Origin of the sequence: Rhodovulum sp. DZ06, assembly GCF_050586345.1 — a bacterium.
Taxonomy (GTDB): Bacteria; Pseudomonadota; Alphaproteobacteria; order Rhodobacterales; family Rhodobacteraceae; genus JBOCEF01.
Window position 1 is genome coordinate 1 of the sequence record NZ_JBOCEF010000013.1, and the last position, 18,689, is coordinate 18,689.

Annotated in this window: 18 protein-coding genes; 10 read left to right on the plus strand and 8 right to left on the minus strand. The window is 73.3% G+C overall.

All coding sequences use genetic code 11. The features are described from left to right. Positions 1-277 precede the first annotated feature (277 nt). Genes ACQ5SO_RS07980 through ACQ5SO_RS07990 form a run of 3 tightly spaced genes read left to right on the plus strand, consistent with a single transcriptional unit; the run spans position 278 to position 2,869 of the window. Positions 278-1,591 carry an MFS transporter gene (locus tag ACQ5SO_RS07980; protein WP_430941057.1) on the plus strand — a complete coding sequence of 438 codons (1,314 nt, stop codon included), beginning with the start codon at positions 278-280 and terminating at the stop codon, positions 1,589-1,591. Beyond that, positions 1,588-2,274 carry a TIGR04283 family arsenosugar biosynthesis glycosyltransferase gene (locus ACQ5SO_RS07985; protein ID WP_430941058.1) on the plus strand — a complete coding sequence of 229 codons (687 nt, stop codon included), beginning with the start codon at positions 1,588-1,590 and terminating at the stop codon, positions 2,272-2,274. The genes ACQ5SO_RS07980 and ACQ5SO_RS07985 overlap by 4 nt, the downstream gene beginning before the upstream one ends. Beyond that, positions 2,261-2,869 carry a TIGR04282 family arsenosugar biosynthesis glycosyltransferase gene (locus ACQ5SO_RS07990; protein WP_430941059.1) on the plus strand — a complete coding sequence of 203 codons (609 nt, stop codon included), beginning with the start codon at positions 2,261-2,263 and terminating at the stop codon, positions 2,867-2,869. Before ACQ5SO_RS07985 ends, ACQ5SO_RS07990 begins: the two co-directional genes overlap by 14 nt. 131 nt (positions 2,870-3,000) lie before the next feature. Here the strand turns inward: ACQ5SO_RS07990 and ACQ5SO_RS07995 are convergent, their stop codons facing one another. Further along, positions 3,001-4,335, minus strand: coding sequence for a dihydroorotase (locus ACQ5SO_RS07995; RefSeq protein ID WP_430941060.1), 1,335 nt, complete (start codon positions 4,333-4,335; stop codon positions 3,001-3,003). A gap of 156 nt (positions 4,336-4,491) precedes the next feature. Between ACQ5SO_RS07995 and ACQ5SO_RS08000 the strand changes: the two genes are divergently transcribed. Next, a complete protein-coding gene (locus ACQ5SO_RS08000) occupies positions 4,492-5,319 on the plus strand; it encodes a YgfZ/GcvT domain-containing protein (protein WP_430941061.1) in 828 nt (275 codons plus the stop codon). 97 nt (positions 5,320-5,416) lie between these two features. On the opposite strand, the gene ACQ5SO_RS08005 is transcribed toward ACQ5SO_RS08000, so the two are convergent. After that, positions 5,417-6,283, minus strand: a complete 867-nt coding sequence (locus ACQ5SO_RS08005) for an SDR family oxidoreductase (protein ID WP_430941062.1) — start codon at positions 6,281-6,283, stop codon at positions 5,417-5,419. Between the two features lie 134 nt (positions 6,284-6,417). Here ACQ5SO_RS08005 and ACQ5SO_RS08010 point away from each other — a divergent pair, with 134 nt between their 5' ends. Beyond that, positions 6,418-7,209, plus strand: a complete 792-nt coding sequence (locus ACQ5SO_RS08010; RefSeq protein WP_430941063.1) for a hypothetical protein — start codon at positions 6,418-6,420, stop codon at positions 7,207-7,209. A gap of 296 nt (positions 7,210-7,505) precedes the next feature. Here ACQ5SO_RS08010 and ACQ5SO_RS08015 read toward each other — a convergent pair whose 3' ends face one another. The 4 genes from ACQ5SO_RS08015 to hslV all read right to left on the minus strand — a co-directional run bounded on the left by ACQ5SO_RS08015 (position 7,506) and on the right by hslV (position 12,292). After that, on the minus strand, positions 7,506-8,684 hold the full coding sequence (locus tag ACQ5SO_RS08015; protein WP_430941064.1) for a leishmanolysin-related zinc metalloendopeptidase: 1,179 nt from the start codon (positions 8,682-8,684) through the stop codon (positions 7,506-7,508). Positions 8,685-8,918: 234 nt separating this feature from the next. Beyond that, positions 8,919-10,217, minus strand: a complete 1,299-nt coding sequence (hslU, locus tag ACQ5SO_RS08020) for an ATP-dependent protease ATPase subunit HslU (RefSeq protein ID WP_430941065.1) — start codon at positions 10,215-10,217, stop codon at positions 8,919-8,921. A 204-nt stretch (positions 10,218-10,421) separates the two neighbouring features. Continuing rightward, entirely contained in the window at positions 10,422-11,426 is a 1,005-nt protein-coding gene (locus tag ACQ5SO_RS08025) for a collagen-binding domain-containing protein (RefSeq protein WP_430941066.1), read from the minus strand. A gap of 305 nt (positions 11,427-11,731) precedes the next feature. Next, a complete protein-coding gene (gene hslV, locus ACQ5SO_RS08030) occupies positions 11,732-12,292 on the minus strand; it encodes an ATP-dependent protease subunit HslV (protein ID WP_430941067.1) in 561 nt (186 codons plus the stop codon). A gap of 179 nt (positions 12,293-12,471) precedes the next feature. Here hslV and ACQ5SO_RS08035 point away from each other — a divergent pair, with 179 nt between their 5' ends. Next, complete coding sequence (locus tag ACQ5SO_RS08035) at positions 12,472-13,731, plus strand: glycerate kinase type-2 family protein (protein ID WP_430941068.1); 1,260 nt, start codon at positions 12,472-12,474, stop codon at positions 13,729-13,731. A gap of 93 nt (positions 13,732-13,824) precedes the next feature. Here the strand turns inward: ACQ5SO_RS08035 and ACQ5SO_RS08040 are convergent, their stop codons facing one another. Together ACQ5SO_RS08040 and ACQ5SO_RS08045 are read right to left on the minus strand one after the other, a co-directional pair. After that, entirely contained in the window at positions 13,825-14,667 is an 843-nt protein-coding gene (locus tag ACQ5SO_RS08040) for a metallophosphoesterase family protein (RefSeq protein ID WP_430941069.1), read from the minus strand. Next, entirely contained in the window at positions 14,664-15,674 is a 1,011-nt protein-coding gene (locus ACQ5SO_RS08045; RefSeq protein WP_430941070.1) for a diacylglycerol/lipid kinase family protein, read from the minus strand. Before ACQ5SO_RS08045 ends, ACQ5SO_RS08040 begins: the two co-directional genes overlap by 4 nt. Positions 15,675-16,081: 407 nt before the next feature. On the opposite strand from ACQ5SO_RS08045, the gene hisB reads away from it, so the two are divergent. The 4 genes from hisB (at position 16,082) to ACQ5SO_RS08065 (ending at position 18,550) form a co-directional block, all read left to right on the plus strand. Next, positions 16,082-16,669 (plus strand): imidazoleglycerol-phosphate dehydratase HisB, encoded by a 588-nt coding sequence (gene hisB, locus ACQ5SO_RS08050; protein WP_430941071.1) that lies wholly within the window; start codon positions 16,082-16,084, stop codon positions 16,667-16,669. Then, a complete protein-coding gene (gene hisH / locus ACQ5SO_RS08055) occupies positions 16,666-17,313 on the plus strand; it encodes an imidazole glycerol phosphate synthase subunit HisH (protein WP_430941072.1) in 648 nt (215 codons plus the stop codon). Before hisB ends, hisH begins: the two co-directional genes overlap by 4 nt. An 86-nt stretch (positions 17,314-17,399) precedes the next feature. Continuing rightward, positions 17,400-18,002 carry a serine O-acetyltransferase gene (locus ACQ5SO_RS08060; protein ID WP_430941073.1) on the plus strand — a complete coding sequence of 201 codons (603 nt, stop codon included), beginning with the start codon at positions 17,400-17,402 and terminating at the stop codon, positions 18,000-18,002. A gap of 92 nt (positions 18,003-18,094) precedes the next feature. Further along, positions 18,095-18,550, plus strand: coding sequence for a VOC family protein (locus ACQ5SO_RS08065; protein ID WP_430941074.1), 456 nt, complete (start codon positions 18,095-18,097; stop codon positions 18,548-18,550). The last annotated feature ends 139 nt before the right edge of the window (positions 18,551-18,689 follow it).

An 18,689-nucleotide genomic window follows, 5' to 3' on the forward strand; every position in this document is an offset into this window, starting at 1 on the left:
CGGTCGAGAATGTCGGTCATGGGCGCGGGATAGCCTGAATTGCGGGGTTTCGGAAGGGGGCGGGCGGATTGCGGGGGGTTCCCCCCCCCCCCCCCCCCCCCCCGGACCCCCACCCGCCCCGCATCCGGCGTCGCGCCGCGGGGCCGCGGGAGGCCGACATGCCGGACCAAGGCTTTTCGTTCGGCTTCCTGACGTTTATGCTGATGAACGACCTGCCGCCCGGGCGCCTCCCGCGGCGGCGCTTTCTTTTCGCCTGCCGCGCCGCGAGTTTCCCCCGATGACCGAAGACCTGACCCGCGCGGATGCGCCCCCGCCCCGCCCGGCGGGCCGCACGCCCACCGCGATGCCCGATCCCGCGCCCTCCGGCGAGGGCGGCGGCGGGCGGCGCGCGTCCTTCGGCTTCGTCGCGCTGATGGCGGCGCTGGGGGCGATCAACGCGTTCTCCACCGACGTGGTGATCCCGGCGATGGGGCTGATCTCGGACCACTACCAGCTGCAGGACCCGAACCAGCGGCAATGGGTGCTGCTGGCGCTGTTCGTGGGCGTCGCGATCTGCCAGCTGTTCATCGGGCCGATCGCCGACAGCCTCGGGCGGCGCAAGGCGGCGGCGATCAACATCGCCACCTATCTCGTGGGCACCATCCTGTGCGTCTTCGCGCCCAGCTTCACCGCGCTGCTGGCGGGGCGGGTGCTGCAGGGGCTGGGGTCCGGGGGGCTGCGGGTGATCTCGCTCGCCGTCACCCGCGACCGCTATGAAGGGGACGAGATGGCGCGCGTCGTGTCCCTCTCCTCGGCGGTGTTCGTGCTGATCATCCTGCTGGCCCCCGCCATGGGCCAGGCGGTGATCGCGGTGGCGGACTGGCGCTGGCTGTTCGGGGTGCTGCTGGTGCAGGCGGCGCTGACCGGCGCGTGGTTCTTCTGGGTGCAGGAGGAGACGCTGCGCGAGGAACACCGCCGCCCGCTGAACTTCGCCTCGGTGATCGACACGTTCCGGGCGGTGCTGTCGTCGCGCTGGTGCATGGCGCACGCGGCGGCGCTGTCGCTCGTGTTCGGGGCCTTCGTGTCGTATCTCTCCACCGCCCAGCAGGTGTTCGGCGAGGTCTACGCCCTGGGCGCCTGGCTGCCCGCCGCCTTCGGCGGGGCGGCGGTTCTGAACGGGGCGGCGGCGATGGCGAGCGCGAAATGGGTCCGGTTGTTCGGCGCGCGCAAGGTGGCGGTGACGGCGCTGGCGGCGTCGGCCGTCTCGGGCCTTGCGGGCGCGGCGCTGTTCGCGGCGGCCTGGGACGGACTGCCGCCGTTCTGGGTCTACATGACCTGGGTCTGCATTCCCGTCGCGGCCTTCGCGGCGATGTACGGCAACCTGTCGGCCGTGGCGCTGATCCCGATGGGCGCGCGGGCGGGGGCGGCGAGCGCGGTGGTCTCGGCCATGGGCTCGGGCGCAGGCGTGGTGTTCGCCTGGATCTCGGGCGCGGCCTTCGACGGCACCGCGGTGCCGCTGGCGCTGGCCTTCGGGCTGACCGGGCTCGGGGCCTTCGCGATGACGCGGCTGGCCGGGCCGCTGCCCGCCCGTCCCGCGGGGCGCTCGGCATGAGCGCGCCGATCTCGGTCGTCATCCCGACGCTGAACGCGGCGGACCGGATCGGGCCGTGCCTCGGGGCGCTGTCCGAGGCGCTGCTGGAGGGGCTGCTGCGCGAGGTGATCCTGGTCGATGGCGGCTCGGAGGACGCGATCGGGGACGTGGCCGAGGCGGTCGGCGCGAAGCTGATCGAGGCGCCGCGGGGCCGGGGAACGCAGCTCGCCGCCGGGGCGGCGGCGGCGCAGGGCGCGTGGCTGCTGTTCCTTCATGCCGACACCGTGCCCGGCCCGGGCTGGGTCGGCGCGGTGCAGCGGCACATGATGGAATTCCCGGACCGCGCGGGCTGGTTCCGCCTGCGCTTCGACGATGACGGCTTCGCGCCGCGGGCCGTGGCCGGCTGGGCCAACCTGCGCTCGGGCCTGTTCGGGCTGCCCTATGGCGACCAGGGGCTGCTGGTCCCCCGAAGCCTCTACCGGCAGGTCGGCGGCTTCCCCGAGATCCCGTTGATGGAGGACGTGGCCCTCGCCCGCCGCCTGAAGGGCAAGCTGCGCCCGCTGGGGGCCGAGGCGGCGACCAGCGCCGAGCGGTACCGCCGCGACGGCTGGCTGCGGCGCGGGGCGCGGAACCTCTCGACCCTGGGGATGTACGCGGTTGGCGTGCCCCCCGAGACGCTGGCGAAACGGTATGAGCGGCGCTGAGGCCCGCCGCCTCCGCCTGCTGGTGATGGTGAAGGAGCCGCGCCCGGGCCGGGTGAAGACCCGCCTCGCGCGCGGCATCGGCAAGGTCCCCGCGGCCTGGTGGTTCCGGCGGCAGCTGGCGCAGACGTTGCGGCGTCTGGGGCGCGACCCGCGCTGGGAACTGATCCTGTTCGTCTCGCCCCATGGCGCGGAAGCCAGCCGGGCGTTTCCCGGCGGGTTCCGGCGGATGGCGCAGGGCTCGGGCGATCTCGGGGCCCGCATGGCGCGGGGGCTGCGCGAGGCGCCGCCGGGGCCGGTCCTGCTGATGGGCGGGGACATCCCGCGGGTGACGCGGGCGCAGATCGCCGCGTCCTTCAAGGCGCTCGAGGGCGCCGAGGCGCTGTTCGCCCCGGCGGGCGACGGCGGGTTCTGGCTGGTGGGCCTGAAGCGCGGCGGGGCGGCGCCGCCTCGGGGCCTGTTCCGGGACTGCCGCTGGTCTACCGAACACGCGCTGGCGGATGCCGAGGCGAGCGCCGCGCCGCTGCGGATCGCCCGCGGGCCGCTGATGCGGGACGTGGACGAGGCGTCCGACCTGCCGCCTCGGGACTGGCGCTAGGGGACCGGCGCCAGGGGGGAGCGGTCCGCCTCGGGGGGGCGCAAGGCCCCCCGCTCGCCGTCCCGCCCGCGCCCGGCAGACGTCTGCGCCGGGGGGCGGGGGCGGGACAGGCGCGGAGGGTCAGGCGGGCCTCAGCCCACCCAGCCTTCCGAGAAGCGCGCCGGCTGGCCCTGCGAGGGGGCGATCAGCTCGTCCTCCCACATCACCCGCGTGCCGCGGATGACCGTGCCCACAGCCCAGCCCTTGGTCATGAACCCGTCATAGGGCGTCCAGCCGCACTTGCTGGCGATCCAGTCGTTCCTGATCTCCCGCTCGGCCTTCAGGTCGACCACGGTGAAATCGGCGTCATAGCCCACCGCGATGCGCCCCTTGCCCGCCAGCCCGAAGATGCGCTGCGGCCCGGCGGAGGTCAGGTCCACGAACCGCTCCAGCGTCAGGCGCCCCTCGGCGACATGGGTCAGCATCACCGGCACCAGCGTCTGCACGCCGGGCATGCCGGAGGGCGAGGCCGGGTAGGGCTTGGCCTTTTCCTCGAGCGCATGGGGCGCATGGTCCGAGCCGAGCACGTCGATGATCCCCTGCCGCAGCCCTTCGAAGATCGCGTCGCGATGGGCGGCGCCGCGCACCGGCGGGTTCATCTGCACGAGGGTCCCGAGGCGGGCATAGGCCTCGTCCCCGTCGATGGTCAGGTGATGCGGCGTCGCCTCGCAGGTCACCAGGTCCTTGTGGCGCGCGAGGATCGGGATCTCGTCGCCGGTGGAGATGTGGAGGATGTGGATGCGCCGGTTCTGCTCCCGCGCGTGGCGGATCAGGCGCTCGGTGCACAGGACGGCGGCGGTGGGGTCGCGCCACTCGGGGTGGCTCGACGGATCGCCCTCGCGCCGCACGTCCTTGCGGGCGATCAGGCGGTCCTCCTCCTCGGAATGGACCGCCACGCGGCGGCGGCCATTGGCGAGGACCGAGGCGACCCCGGCGTCATCCGACACCAGCAGGTCGCCGGTGGAGGAGCCCATGAACATCTTGATGCCCGCGCAGCCCTCGAGCCGCTCGGCTTCTTCGAGGATGCCCACGTTCTCGGTCGTGGCGCCGAACCAGAAGGCGAAATCGGAATGCATCCGGTTGCGGCCGCGGTTGACCTTGTCCTCGAGCTTGTCGAACTCGGTGGTCAGCGGCGAGGTGTTGGGCATCTCGAACACGCAGGTGACGCCGCCCATCACGGCGGCGCGGGACCCGGTCTCGAGATCCTCCTTGTGCTCGTTGCCCGGCTCGCGGAAATGGACCTGGCTGTCGATGACGCCGGGCAGGATGTGCAGGCCCGTGCAGTCCTGCACCTGGCCCGCCTGCGCCGCCGACAGATCGCCGATGGCGGCGATCCGGCCCCCGGTCACGCCGATATCGGCCTTGCCGACACCATCCTGGTTGACCACGGTTCCGCCCTTGAGGATGAGATCATAGGTGGGGGCCATGGCGCGTCTCCTGCTGGTCCTGCTGGCATTGGGGGCGGGGGCGGCTATATGGCGGGCGGCCCCCGTCTTCGCGCCCGGGTATAGCGGACCGGCGCGCCCGGCGCGACGGTGCATTCGGGCGCGGGGGCGCGCGCGGCGTCAGGGAAAGGGAACGGCATGGCATTCGGTCGGATCGCGGAGGAACGGGGGGTGCTGCGCATCTCGGGCGCGGGAACGGCGGAGTTCCTCGACGGGCTGGTCAGCGCCAACGTGGAGAAACCGGCGCAGGATGGCGGCGCCTATGCCGCGCTGCTGACGCCGCAGGGCAAGTACCTGGCCGATTTCCTGCTGCACGTCAGCGCGGATGAGGCGCTGATCGACGTGGCGATGGAGCAGGTGAAACCGCTCGCCCAGCGCCTCGCCATGTACCGCCTGCGCCGCAAGCTTGAGATCGCGGCCTCGGGCCTGACCGCGCTGCAGATCTGGGGCGAGGGCGCCGAAGAGGCCGCCGCGAAGGCCGCGGGGGCCGATGGCGTCGTGATCGCCGATCCGCGGGATCCGGCGCTCGGCTTCCGGGTCTTCGCCGCCGACGGTCCCGCGGCGCTCGCCGCCTCGGGCGCCCAGGCCGCCGCCCGCGCCGACTGGGACGCGCTGCGCGTCGCGCACATGATCCCCGAGGCGGGGACGGAGCTCGGTCCCGACAGCTACATCCTCGAATACGGGTTCGAGCGCCTCCACGGCGTCGATTTCCGCAAGGGCTGCTATGTAGGGCAGGAGATCGTCGCGCGGATGAAGCACAAGACCGAGCTGCGCAAGGGCCTCGTGCAGGTGGAGATCGACGGCGAGGCGCCCGCGCCGGGGACCGAGATCGTCAACGAGGGCGGCAAGCCCGCCGGGGTGCTCGGCACCGTCTCGGGCGGCGTCGCGCTGGCCCACCTGCGCTTCGACCGCGCGGGTGGAGAGATGAAGGCGGGCGGCGCCACCGTCCGGCGCCCGGCGGGCTGAGCCGCCCGCCCCGGCGCCGCCGGGGCTGGGCCGCGATGCGCCCGAAGCCGCCGCGACGCCTGCCGGGGTGGGAGGCGGCGCCGGGGCGCCCCCCCCCTCACCCCTCCTCGGCCAGAAGCGCCCGCAGCCCCTCGCGATAGGTCGGATAGGCCAGCGCCACCCCCAGCTCGTCCCGCAACAAGGCGTTCGAGGTCCGCTTGCACTCGGCATAGAAGCTGCGGGCCATCGGGGTCATCTCCGCCTCGTCGAAATCCACCGCGGGCGGGATCGGCAGGCCCAGGAGGCGCGCCGCCTCCTCGATCACGTCCTCGGGCGGGGCGGGAAGGTCGTCGCACACATTGTACACCGCCCCCGCCCGCGGCCGCGCCATCGAGGCCTGCAGGATCGTCGCGATATCCTCGACATGGATGCGGCTGAACACCTGGCCCGGCTTCACGATCCGCCGGGCCTTGCCCTCGCGCACCTTGGCGAAGGGGCCGCGGCCGGGGCCATAGATGCCCGCGAGCCGGAAGATGTGCAGCGGGAAGCCCGCCGCCGCGGCCAGCGCCGACCAGCCCTCCTCCGCCGCCACCCGCGCCTTGCCGCGCGAGGTGCCGGGGTTCAGCGCGCCGTTCTCATCCACCCAGCCGCCGTCGAGATCGCCGTACACCGCGGTGGTGGACAGGTACCCGGCCCATTGCAACCCGCCGCCCTCGGCCCGGATCGCGTCTTCCATCGCCGCCCGCGCCGGGTCCGCGCCATGCCGGTCCGGCCCGGCCGAGACCAGCAGATGCGTCGCGCCGCGCACCAGCGCCGCCGCATCCTCGGGCGGGAACACCACCGCCTCGGCCCCCTCGGCCCGGATCTGAGCCGCCTTGCCTTCGTCCCGCGTCGTGCCGATCACCCGCCAGCCCTGCGCGACCAGCCTGCGGGAGAGGGCGCGGGCGGTGTATCCATGACCAAGGCTGAGCAGCGTGCCGGGCATTCGGCGTCCCTCCTGATTTCCTGCGCCCCCTTGCCCCGGGGGCGACGGGGGACGACATAGGGCGCGCCGCGCGGGTTTCCGCGCCCGACGCGCAGACCCTCCCTCGCACGGGGAGAGGACGGGAGACAATCGCCATGATCCACCGCCCCCGCCCACCGCACGGCCCCCGCGCCGCCGCCCTGCTCTGCCTCGCCGCCCTCGCCCTGCCCGCCCCCGCGACCGCCCTGCCCCCGGTCCGCAGCTATGAGACCTGCATCGACCGGGTGACCAACGACGCCGAAGCCGGGCGCGAGGCGGCGCTGGAATGGCGGCGCTTCGGCCATGGCGGCGCGCAGGCGCGGATCTGCGAGGCGAACGCGCTCTCCGCCCTCGGCGCGCATGGATCGGCGGGCCAGGCGCTGGACCTCGCGGCGCGCGAGGCGCCCGCGGCGCGGCGCCCCGGGATCTTCGCGCTGGCGGCGGAGCTGTGGCTGGCCGCGGGGCGGCCGGCGGAGGCGCTGGCCTCGGCCGAGGCGGCGCTGAAATCGGCCCCCGAGGGCGCGGCGGCGCGGCGCGACGCGCTGGCCGTGCGCGCGCGGGTGCGGCTGGCCGAAGCGGCCTGGACCGCCGCCGCCATCGACCTGTCGGGGGCGCTGAGCCTCCCCGGCGACGACCGCCGCGCCGAGCTGCTGGCGCTGCGGGCCGAGGCGCGGGTCGGCATGGGCGACGCGCCCGGCGCCCTTGAAGACGCCGCGGCGGCCGCCGTCGCGGCGCCCGGCCTGGCCCATGCCTGGCTGCAGAAGGGGCTGGCGGAAACCGCGCTCGGCCGGGCCGAGGCGGCGCGCGAGTCGCTCCTGCGCGCGATCCGCGAGGACGGCCCCGCCCCCGGCGGCGCGGCGGCCGCCGCGGCGCGGGCGGCGATCCAGGCCGCCGCCTACGGGGGCTGACCCGGCGCCGGGAAGGCCCGGCGCGGGCGACGGAGGGCGGCGGCCCGGCGCAGGCGCAGGGCCTGGCGCGGGCGCAGGGCCCGGCGCAGGCGCAGGGGCCGGCGCGGGCGCAGGGGCCATGCAGGGACAAAAACGCGCCCCGCGGGGAAGTGCGGGGCGCGTCCATGCGCGCCGGAGGGAAGTGCGGCGCGTGGCTGCGGACCTCGTGGGGCCGACCCGATGGCCGGCAGGACCGCAACCCTTGTTGGAAAGTCAGGCGGCGACCGTCGCCGGGCGCCCCCGGATCAGGCCGGCGATCAGACCAGCGCGAACTCGTCGAGCTGCAGGATCGCGGCGGTCGGATCGGCGGCGTCGAACACGGTCTCGTAGCCCATGTCCTCCATCGAGGCGACGGACATGGCCGAGAGGTGGTTGTCGCCGTTGATGTACCCGGTCATCAGCTCGTTCGCGAACTGGGCTTCGTCCCAATGCGCGCCCGCGGTGCCCGAGCCGCCGTCGGTCTCGACATTGATCACGCCGGTCCCGCCCGCGGCCTGGAAGGCCAGGTTCGCGTTCTCGCCGATGAAGATCATGTCGTCGCCGGCGACCGAGCCGCTGACGAGGCCCATGGCGTTCCAGAGCGAGCCGACGCCGAGGGTGTGCAGCATCTCGTGCAGCACGATGTCGTCGAACAGGCCGTTGGCGTCATAGGTTTCCGCGTCGGCGGTGTCGAAGCGCATGATGCCGGTGGTGGTCAGCAGCGAGCCGGAGCGCACCGCGGTCGGCCCCGCGGCGCCGAGCACGCCGCCGGTCCCGTCGATGGCGACCATCTCGGCCGAGATGCGGATGTCGTCGATATCGCCCGAGTCCGCCACGTCGCCGATGACGAGGGTGGAGATGTACTCGGCCGCGACGATGAAGTCTTCCTGCAGCGCGGCGGTCCAGCCGGCGCCGGTGAACACGACCTCGATGTTGTAGTCCGACACCACGCCCAGGCCGCCGAGGCCCGAGGTGTAGTCGAGCCAGAGGCCCGTGGTCGCGTCGATCGTGCCCGGGGACACGGGGTCGACGGGGTCAACCGGATCGACGGGATCGACCGGGTCGGTCGGGTCCGTGGGGTCGGTCGGATCGGTGGGATCCGTCGGGTCCGTGGGATCGGTGGGATCCGTCGGGTCCGTGGGATCCGTCGGGTCGGTCGGATCGGTCGGGTCCGTGGGATCGGTCGGGTCCGTCGTGCCCGTGTCGGTCCCGCCCTTCTTGCCCTTGCCGTTGCCGCCCTTGGCGCTGCCCTCGGTCGTGCCGCCGTCGGTGGTCCCGCCATCCGTCGGCTTGCCCTTGCCGCCCTTGGCGAGGGTCAGCCCATCATCTTCGGAGGTCTCGGCCCGGCGGCCGAACGCGTGGCCCTTGCCGGAGGACTGCTCGGGCAGGATCCCGGCGAAATCGGACGCGTCGGGGAGGGACGCGAATTCCGCGCCCTTGAACAGGTTCTTACGCACGCTGTGGTCTCCAACTCAGAACAGTTACGCATACGAGGTACGAGACTGTTTAAGCCGCAGCGGCGTCTTCGGGTCAACCCAAGACCGCAGCCAAACCCCGGAAAACAACCTTAGCGAATGTTATTGAACCCAAATACAGCAATCCTTCATTCTGCTGCAGGGTGCGTTCATCATTAATATATGAGCGCAGGATGAACAAAGGGGGCGGACCGAAATCCACCCCCTCCAGAACCGTTACAGCACGTAGCGGCTGACATCGGCGGCCTTGGCCAGGCCGGAAAGCCTTGATTGCACATATGCTCTGTCGATGGTCACCTGCTCGCCCTTCCGGTCGGGCGCGAGGAAGCCGAGCTCCTCGAACACCCGCTCGATGACGGTGTAGAGGCGCCGCGCGCCGATGTTTTCAACCGAGCGGTTAACCTCTGCCGCGATTTCAGCCATCGCCTGCACGCCGTCCTCGGTGAAATCGACCGTCACGCCCTCGGTCGCCATCAGCGCCGCGTATTGCCGGGTGAGGGCGTTGTCGGTGTCCGTGAGGATCCGAACGAAGTCCGATTCGCTCAGCGCGCCCAGTTCGACCCGAATCGGAAGCCGTCCCTGGAGCTCCGGAAGCAGGTCCGACGGCTTGGCGACGTGGAACGCGCCCGAGGCGATGAACAGGATGTGGTCCGTCTTCACCGGGCCGTGCTTGGTCGCCACGGTGGTGCCCTCGATCAGGGGCAGCAGGTCGCGCTGCACCCCCTCGCGCGAGACGTCGGCGCCCTTGGCCCCCTCGCGCGCGCAGACCTTGTCGATCTCGTCCAGGAACACGATGCCCGACTGCTCGACCGCCGAGAGCGCCTCGCGGGTCAGGCTCTCCTGGTCGACCATCTTGTCGGCCTCCTCGGCCACCAGCGCCTCGTGGCTCTCGGCGACCGAGAGCTTCACGCGCTTGGTGCGCCCGCCCATGGCCTTCCCGAACATGGCCCCGAGATCCATCATCTGGCCGGGCTGGCCGGGGATGTCCATGCCGCCGAACGGGTTCGACTGGTCCTGCAGCTCCAGCTCGATCATCTTGCCGTCGAGCTCGCCGGAGCGGAGCTTCTTGCGGAACATCTCCCGCGTCGCGTCGCGGCTGTCGGCGCCGCAGAGGGCGTCGAGCACGCGCTCCTCCGCCGCCGTGTGGGCCTTGGCGCGGTTCTCCTCGCGCCGGTGCTCGCGCAGCATGACGATGGCGGATTCCACCAGGTCGCGGACGATCTGCTCCACGTCCCGGCCGACATAGCCGACCTCGGTGAACTTGGTCGCCTCGACCTTGATGAAGGGGGCCTTGGCCAGCTTCGCCAGGCGGCGGCTGATCTCGGTCTTGCCGACGCCGGTCGGGCCGATCATCAGGATGTTCTTGGGCGTGACCTCGGCCGCCATGTCGGCGTCGAGCCGCTGGCGCCGCCAGCGCGAGCGCAGGGCCACGGCGACGGCGCGTTTCGCGTCGGCCTGTCCGACGATGTAGCGGTCAAGCTCGGCGACGATCTCGCGCGGGGTCAGGTCGGTCATGCATCCCTCCGGTCAGCTTCTCGCCCGGAATTAAAGGGCGCGAAGCCCCCGGTGCAAGGGCGCGCGGGGCGGCGGCATGGACGCAGGAGGGCCGGGGGGAGAGAGGGGGGCGGAGACGCCCGGCGGGCCGATGGGGCGGCCCGCCGGGTCCCGGGGCGGCCCCCGGCGCGCGGTCACGGCGTGCGCCGGGCCCGCCCGCGGCCGTCAGGCGCTGCGGCGGCGCAGCAGCCCGAGGCCGAACAGGGCGCCGGCGAGGATCGCGGCGCTCGGCGGCAGGGGGACGTCGGCGGTCGCGAAGGACAGGTCCCCGGTGAAGTTGTAGACGTTGGAATAGGGCCGCAGCTCGGCCCCGCCGGTGATGGTCTTGCCCACCGTCGCGCCGTCCTTGCCGCCCGCGCCGGTCTGGATGATGTCCGAGAGCGGCGCCAGCACGGTGTAGTTGAACGCGCTGTTGAGCGTGATCTGGGCGGTGTTGATGAAGTTGAACACCACGTTGGTGTACTGGCCCGGCGCGGAGGGGTTGGCGCCGATCGACACCGCGCCGCCGCCGCCATCGACGTTGACCACCACGGTCAGGTCGTATTCCGGGGCGTTCAGCGCGTCGTAGAAGCCCTTGAAGGTGCCGTTCGCCAGCCAGCTCGCGCCCACGTTGATGACCGCGAAGCCGCCGCCGCCGTCCACCGCGGTGAAGCGCAGGTCGTTCTGGTCGGACAGGTGCGCGGCCGAGCCCAGGGTGTCGCCCAGCGCGCCGAGATCGGCCGAGAGCGATTCCAGCGCCGCGCGCACCGCGTCGACCTCGACCCCGCCCACGCCGGTCCCGACCCCGGTCGAGACGATGCCGGGCACGTCCTTGTCGGGGTTGTTGCTCATGTCCAGCGTGCCGGTCACCGCGCCGCCGATCACCGCCGCGCCGCGCGCCAGCCGGGCCGAGCCGGTCAGGTCGCCGCCGACGAAGAAGGCGCCCGAGCGGGACCCGACGGTCACGTCGCCCAGCGCGTCGGGGTTCACGTTGTAGGGGCCGGTGGCGGTGAAGTTCCCGCCGACGAACATGTTGCCCTCGGTCTCGACCGCGCCGTTGAAGTTCTCGGTGGCGATGACGGTGAAATCGGAGAGCAGCCGGCCGCCATCGAGGCCGGCGGCCTGCGCGGATCCGGCGGCCGCAACGCAGGACGCGGCCATCCCGATCGCGGCGAAGCGACGGAGAGTCATGGACAATTTTCCTTCGGTGCGGGCGGGGACACGGGGAAAACAAAGACCCGCCTGCACGCTCAGTTAGCGTTCATGTGACGCGCCCGGCAACTGGTTTTCGATACCGTCCGGCAATCCCGACCCAAAAGGTCCGAATTGACGTAAAGGCGCCATTCACTTAACGGTCATGGTCGGATTGTCGCATCTCATGCGCAGGCGTGAATTCGTGCTGCACCCGCGGCCGGGCGCCCGAAATCACCGGGTTCAAAGGGCGAATCGCCTGCTGCATCGCAAAACCCGGCGGATGCGCCCGCGGCGATTGCGCCTCAGCCCGCGACCTCAACCGTAAGGTTGCCGTTGGTGTAGACGCAGATATCCGCGGCGATCGCCATCGCCTTGCGGGCCACCGCCTCTGCGTCCATCTCGCTGTCCATCAGCGCCCGCGCCGCGGCCAGCGCGTAGTTGCCGCCCGAGCCGATGGCGGCCACGTCATGCTCCGGCTCCAGCACGTCGCCTGCGCCGGTGACGATGAACAGGTCCTTGCCGTCGGTGACGATCAGCATCGCCTCGAGCTTTTGCAGGTACTTGTCGGTGCGCCAGTCCTTGGCCAGGTCCACGCAGGCGCGGGCGAGCTGGTCCGGGGACGCCTCGAGCTTGGCCTCGAGCCGCTCGAGCAGCGTGAAGGCGTCGGCGGTGGACCCGGCGAAGCCCGCGACGACCTCGGCGCCGGTCTTGCCGGGCTTGAGCCGCCGCACCTTGCGCGCCGTGCCCTTGATGACCGTCTGCCCGAGGGAGACCTGCCCGTCGCCCGCGACCACCACGCGCCCGCCCTTGCGCACGCCGATGATGGTGGTGCCGTGCCAGCCGGGGAACTGATCGTCGGACATGGGGCTTCCTTCCTGTGTCGTGCGCGGTCTGCGCCCCGGGGGGCGTCCTCTGCGCCGGGATATAGCCATGGCGCGCGCCGGGCGCCACCGCGGCGGGGGCGCCGCGGCGCGGGGGCCTTGCCGCACCGCCCCGGCCCGCTAGGGTGAAGGAGACGCCGCCAGCTTGCCAAGGACCGCCCATGCCCGTGACCGACCCCGCCGCCTTCCTGCGCGCGCTGTTCGACGCCGCCCTCTCCGCCGCCGGGCCGGAGGGCAATTTCGGCGCCCTGCCGCCGGAGCCGGAGGGCCGCCTGGTCGTGATCGGCGCGGGCAAGGGCTCGGCCCGCATGGCCGCCGCCTTCGAGGCCGAGGTGGAGAAGGCCGGCTGGACCACCAAGCCCGAGGGGCTGATCGTCACCCGCTACGGCCATGCCTGCCCGACGCGGCATGTCGAGGTGGTCGAGGCCAGCCACCCCGTTCCCGACGCGGCCGGAGAGGTCGCCGCGCGGCGCATCCTGCACCTGGCCGAGGGGGCGGGGGAAAAGGACCTCGTGGTCGCGCTGATCTCGGGCGGCGCCTCGGCGCTGCTGGCGCTGCCGGTCTCGCCCGCGACGCTGGCGGACAAGCAGCAGGTGGGGCGCGCGCTCCTCAAATCCGGCGCCCCGATAGATGAGATGAACCGCGTGCGCCAGGCGCTCTCGGGCATCAAGGGCGGGCGGCTGGCGGCGGCCGCGGCGCCCGCGCGGCTGGTCACCTGGATGATCTCGGACGTGCCGGGGGACGAGCCGGCGGTGATCGGCTCCGGCCCCACCGTGGCGCTGCCGGACGGGGAGTCCCCCGAGGCGATCCTGGAGCGCCGGGGCGTGCAGATCGGCGACGCGCTGCGCGGGGTGATCGCGGACAACCCCGCCCCGAAAGAGGTCTCGGGCGAGCTGCGGATGCTCGCCACCCCCCAGATGGCGCTGGAGGCGGCGGCCGAGGCGGCGCGGGCGGCGGGGGTGACGCCGATGATCCTCGGCGACGCGATCGAGGGCGAGGCGCGCGAGGCGGCGCAGGTGATGGCCGGGATCACGCGGCAGGTGCTGCGCCACGGCCAGCCGCTGCCGCGGCCCTGCGTGCTGCTTTCGGGCGGGGAAACCACGGTGACGGTGCGCGGCCAGGGCGGCCGCGGCGGGCGCAACGCCGAGTTCCTGCTGGCGCTGGCGGTGGCGCTGGGAGCGGACATGGCGGGGGTCCACGCCCTCGCCGCCGACACCGACGGCATCGACGGGTCCGAGGACAATGCGGGCGCAATCATCGGCCCGGACACCCATGCGCGGGCCGGGGAAGCGGGCGTGTCGCTGCGCGCGCTGCTCGACGGGAACGACGCCTATTCGGCCTTCGAGGCGCTGGGGGACCTGGTGGTCACCGGGCCGACGCTGACCAATGTCAACGATTTCCGGGCGATCTATCTTCCGTGATTGCGAGGGAGGGGAGGAAAGGGGCTGCGGCCCCTTCCCTCCCCTCCCTCGCGCTCCCTCCCCTCCCATCCCGCGGCGGGCGTCGCACGGGGATCAGCTGATGTGCAGGGCGGGTTCCGCTGCGTCCCGGGCCTCCTGCGCCTCCCAGCCATCGGGCGTGCGCAGCCAGTCGCGGGCCTCGAGCTCCGCGAACCCCGCGCCGTCCCAGGCCATGCGGGCGACCCGCAGCCGCGGATCGGCGAAATCGAGCACCGCGAAATCGTTCGGCTCGCCCCGCCCGCGGTTCGAGAGGCTGGTGCCGACCTGGATCTGCAGCGCCCCGGCCCGGCCCTGCCGCCGCACGAAGGGCGTGGTGCGCCAGGCGTGAAGGTGGCCGCACAGGATCACGTCCGCCCCGCAATCCGACAGCGCCCCCGCGGCCCGCGCGGCGCCTTTCATCAGCGCCTTGCGCGCATCGGGCGCGTGGCTGAACGGGTGATGCGCGACCAGCACGTTGAACGCCGCGTCCCCGGCCCCCAGCCGCGCGCAGGCCCGCCGCACCGCGCCGCGGGTCAGCCAGCCGCGCTGCCACAGGAACGGGGTCACGGTGTTGAGGCCGATCACCCGCACCGGCCCCTCCCGCGCGTTCACCAGCATCTCCGGCTCCAGGTCGCCGCCGATCCCCCGCCGATAGGCCAGGAAAGGCCGCAGCAGCCGCATCGGCCAGTTCTCGAGCGGGATGTCGTGGTTGCCGGGCACGCAAAGCACGGGCGCGGGGATACGGTCGAGGAAATCGGCGGCGTCGGCGAACTGGCTTTCGCGCGCCCGCTGGGTCAGGTCGCCGGACACCGCCACGACGTCCGGCGCCGCCGCGGCGACGGCCTCCAACAGCGGCTCCAGCAGCTCGGGGCGCGCCCGGCCGAAATGCAGGTCGGAGAGGTGGACGAGCCGGGTCATGCCGCCGCCTCCGCCGCCGCGTCGGGCGTTTCGGCCCAGCCCTCGGCCGGAACCACCGCCCGCAGCGCATGGGCCGAGAGCGTGAATTCGAACGGCCCGCGCATCCGCGCCCGCTCGCCATCCCGCGCCACGAGGCGGGCGCCGGGCCCGGCATGGATGCGGATGCTGCGGGCGGCCACCAGGGTGTAATCCTCGCCCCGCTCGGCCCGCCTTGCGCCAAGCCGCAGCGCGCGGCGCACGAGGCCGCCGGGATGGTCGTCGGGCGCCAGCAGCAGCGCCAGCCGCCCGCCCCGGATCGCCTCGGCCCCGTCGACGCCGAGCAGGTCGAGCTGGTAGGCGCTGCCCGCCACGAAGGCGAGGGGGGAGCGGGTGCGGATCTCCCGCCCATCGGCCTCGATATGCAGCCGGAGCGGCCCGCCGAAGCCGCGCAGCACCCGCAGCACTGACCAATAGGCCGCGAGGCGCGAGCGCCCGAACCGGGCGTAGATCTGCTCGCGCTCGCGCAGGATCGCCGGGTAGACGCCGATGGAGGCGTTGTTGAGGAACAGCCGCCCGTTCACCGCCCCCGTGGCCAGCGGGCGGGTATGCCCCTCGGCGATGATGCGGGCGGCGGGGGCGATCCGTTCGGGCAGGCCGAGGCCGCGGGCGAAATAGTTGAACGTCCCGGCGGGCAGAACCCCGAGGGCGGCGCCCGACTCCCCGCCCGCGCGGGCCTGCGCCAGCCCCTCGGCCACCGCGCAGATGGTGCCGTCGCCGCCGCAGGCCACGACGACCCCGGCGCCGGCCTCGGCGGCGGCGCGGGCGCGGGCCGACATCTCCCGGCCCGGGACCGCCTCGATCCGGGTGCGCTCGGCCGCCCCCGCGGCGGCGAACCCGGCGCGGATCTGCGCAAGGCGGTCGGCGTCCTGGCCGCCCGAGGCGCGGTTGACGATGACGTGGATGGCGGCGTCCCGCAGGGGGGCCTCCGCCGCGGCGTCCACGGGGGCGTCTTCTGGCTGGCGGCGCATGGCGGCGCTCCGATCCGGGTTGGCGCGGCGCGGACAGGCGGCGGCGCGCGAATGGGCAAGTCGCGGCCCGCGCCGCCCCCCGGCGACGGCCCGCGGCCGCGGCGTCTCCCGCGGCAGGCTCGGGGGAAAGGATAGGGCGGCGGGCGCCGCGGCCAAGCCGGGGCCGCGATGCGCGCCGCCGGGAACGGGCGCGCGGCCGAGGGGAAGCGCCCGGCTCGGGCGCGGGCGGGCGGGCCGCCGGCGCCCGCGAGGGCGGCGCGGTCCGCGCGCTCCCCGCCCCCCTGCCGGGCCTCTGGCGCGCCGCCGCCGGGCGAACCCCGCGCATACGCCCCCGCGGCGCCCTCCCCCCTCGCATCCCGGCGCGCGCGCAGCTATACAATCAGCGCCCAATCGCAAAGGGATACGCCATGCGCACCGCCAGCATCGCCCGCCGCACCGCGGAGACCGACATCACCGTCGAGATCAACCTCGACGGAACCGGCCGGTACGACAACGTCACCGGCGTCGGCTTCTTCGATCACATGCTGGACCAGCTCGCCCGGCATTCGCTGATCGACATGAAGATCCGCGCCGCGGGCGACCTGCATATCGACGACCACCACACGGTCGAGGACGTGGGCATCGCCATCGGCCAGGCCCTGACCAAGGCGCTCGGCGACAAGCGCGGCATCCGCCGCTACGGCGCCTGCCACCTGGCGATGGACGAGGCGCTGATCCGCACCGCCCTCGACCTCTCCGGGCGGCCCTTCCTCGTGTGGAACGTCGACATCCCCACCCAGAAGATCGGGACCTGGGACACCGAGCTGGCGCGCGAATTCTTCACCGCGCTCGCCATGAACGGCGGCATCACCCTCAACGTGGCGAAACTCGACGGCTTCAACTCCCACCACATCGTCGAGGCGACGTTCAAATCCGTGGCCCGCGCCCTGCGCGAGGCGGTCGAGCCCGACCCGCGCCGCGCCGACGCCATCCCCAGCACCAAGGGGACGCTATGACCACCGCGATCATCGATTACGGCTCGGGCAACCTGCGCTCGGCCGAAAAGGCCTTCGAACGCATGGCGGCCGAGACCGGCAAGGGCGGCCCCATCGTGGTGACCTCGGACCCGGACGTGGCGGCCAGGGCCGACCGCATCCTGCTGCCCGGGGTGGGCGCCTATCGCGACTGCGCCGAGGGGATCAAGGCCATCGACGGGATGTGGGAGGCGCTCGACGCCTTCACCCGCACCGGCAAGCCCTTCCTCGGCATCTGCGTCGGCATGCAGCTGATGGCCTCCTGGGGGCGGGAGTTCTACGACACCCCCGGCTTCGGCTGGATCCCCGGAGAGGTCGTCAAGCTCGCCCCCTCGGACCCGGCGCTGAAAATCCCCCACATGGGCTGGAACCGCCTGCACGGCATGGCCGATCACCCGGTCTTCACCGGCATCGGCGGCGAGCAGACCGGGGACCACGCCTATTTCGTCCACTCCTACCACTTCGTGCCCGAAGACCCGGCCCACCGGCTCGGCTTCGTCACCTATGGGCAGGAGGTGACGGCGGCGGTCGGCCGGGACAACATCATCGGCACCCAGTTCCACCCCGAGAAATCCCAGGCGGTGGGCCTGAAGCTGATCGCCAACTTCCTGGCCTGGGCGCCCTGACGCGCCGCCCTCCGGGGCCATGACCCTCCCCGCCGGGCGCCCCGCGCGCCCGGCCCCTCCTCCCCCCCAATGCCCGGAGCGCGGCGATGAGCGACGACACCCCGAAGCCCGCCCGCCCGAAGGCAGGCCCCCGCCCCGCCGGGGACCGCAACGCCAACCCGCCCGGGATCGGCTTCTGGGCGCTGGTGCGCGAAGACCTCGCCGCCCACAAGGGCGACTGGGCCGCGCAGGGGTTCTGGGCGCTGTTCTGGCACCGCTTCGGCAACTGGCGCATGTCGGTGCGCCCGAAACTGCTGCGCGCGCCGCTGACCATCCTCTACCGGGTGATGTTCAAGCTCTCCCAGGTGCTCTGCGGGATCGAGGCGCCCTATTCCATCCCGATCGGCCGACGCGTGGTGTTCGAGCATTTCGGCGGCATCATCCTCTCGGCCAAGGGGATTGGCGACGACGTGATCATCCGCCAGAACGTGACGCTGGGGATCCCCTCGCTGGACGATCTGAACGCTTGCCCGACGCTGGGGGACAGGGTGCAGATCGGGGTCGGCGCGGTGATCGTGGGCGACATCAAGGTGGGCGACGACGCGGTGATCGGCGCCAACGCCGTGGTCACCCGCGACGTGCCCCCGGGCCATGTCGCCGCCGGGGTGCCTGCGCGGATCCGCCCGCGCACGGACCTCGCTGAAGGCTGAGCGCCCGCCCCCGCGCCGCTGGACAGGGCCGCCGCCGCGCCGCAGGCTGACCGTTGCACATCGCAACAATGCCTGCCGCCCCGGAGCCTTCCATGACCGCCGCCGACACCGCCGCCCCCCTGCGCGCCCATATCACCGTCTCGGACGCCGCCGCCGCCATCGCCTTCTACCGGGCGGCCTTCGGCGCCGAGGAGCTGTTCCGCCTCACCGATCCCGGCGCCGGGAAGATCGGCCATGCCGAGCTCGCCATCGGCGCCTCCGTGCTGATGCTCAACGACCCGTTCGCGGAGATGGGCGTGGTCGGCCCCGACGCGCTCGGGGGCACGCCGGTGGCCCTTTACCTGCCGGCGCCGGATTGCGACGCCGCCCTGGCCCGCGCCGCCGAGGCGGGCGCGACCGTGGACCGCCCCGCCGCCGACCAGTTCTTCGGAGAGCGCGTCGCCCATCTGCGCGACCCGTTCGGCCATCGCTGGATCCTGGCGCAGCAGCTGGAAGAGGTCTCGCCCGCCGAGATGCAGCGCCGCTGGAGCGAGATGCTGGGCGGCTGAGCGGCCGAGCGCCCCCCCGGCACGCCGTCCCGCGCGACGCCCAGGCGCGCCGGGGGGGGGGGGGCCCCCCCCCCCCCCCCCCCACCACACCCCCCCCCCCCACAAAGAGAAGAGCCACAAAAAGAGCCTCACAGAGAGA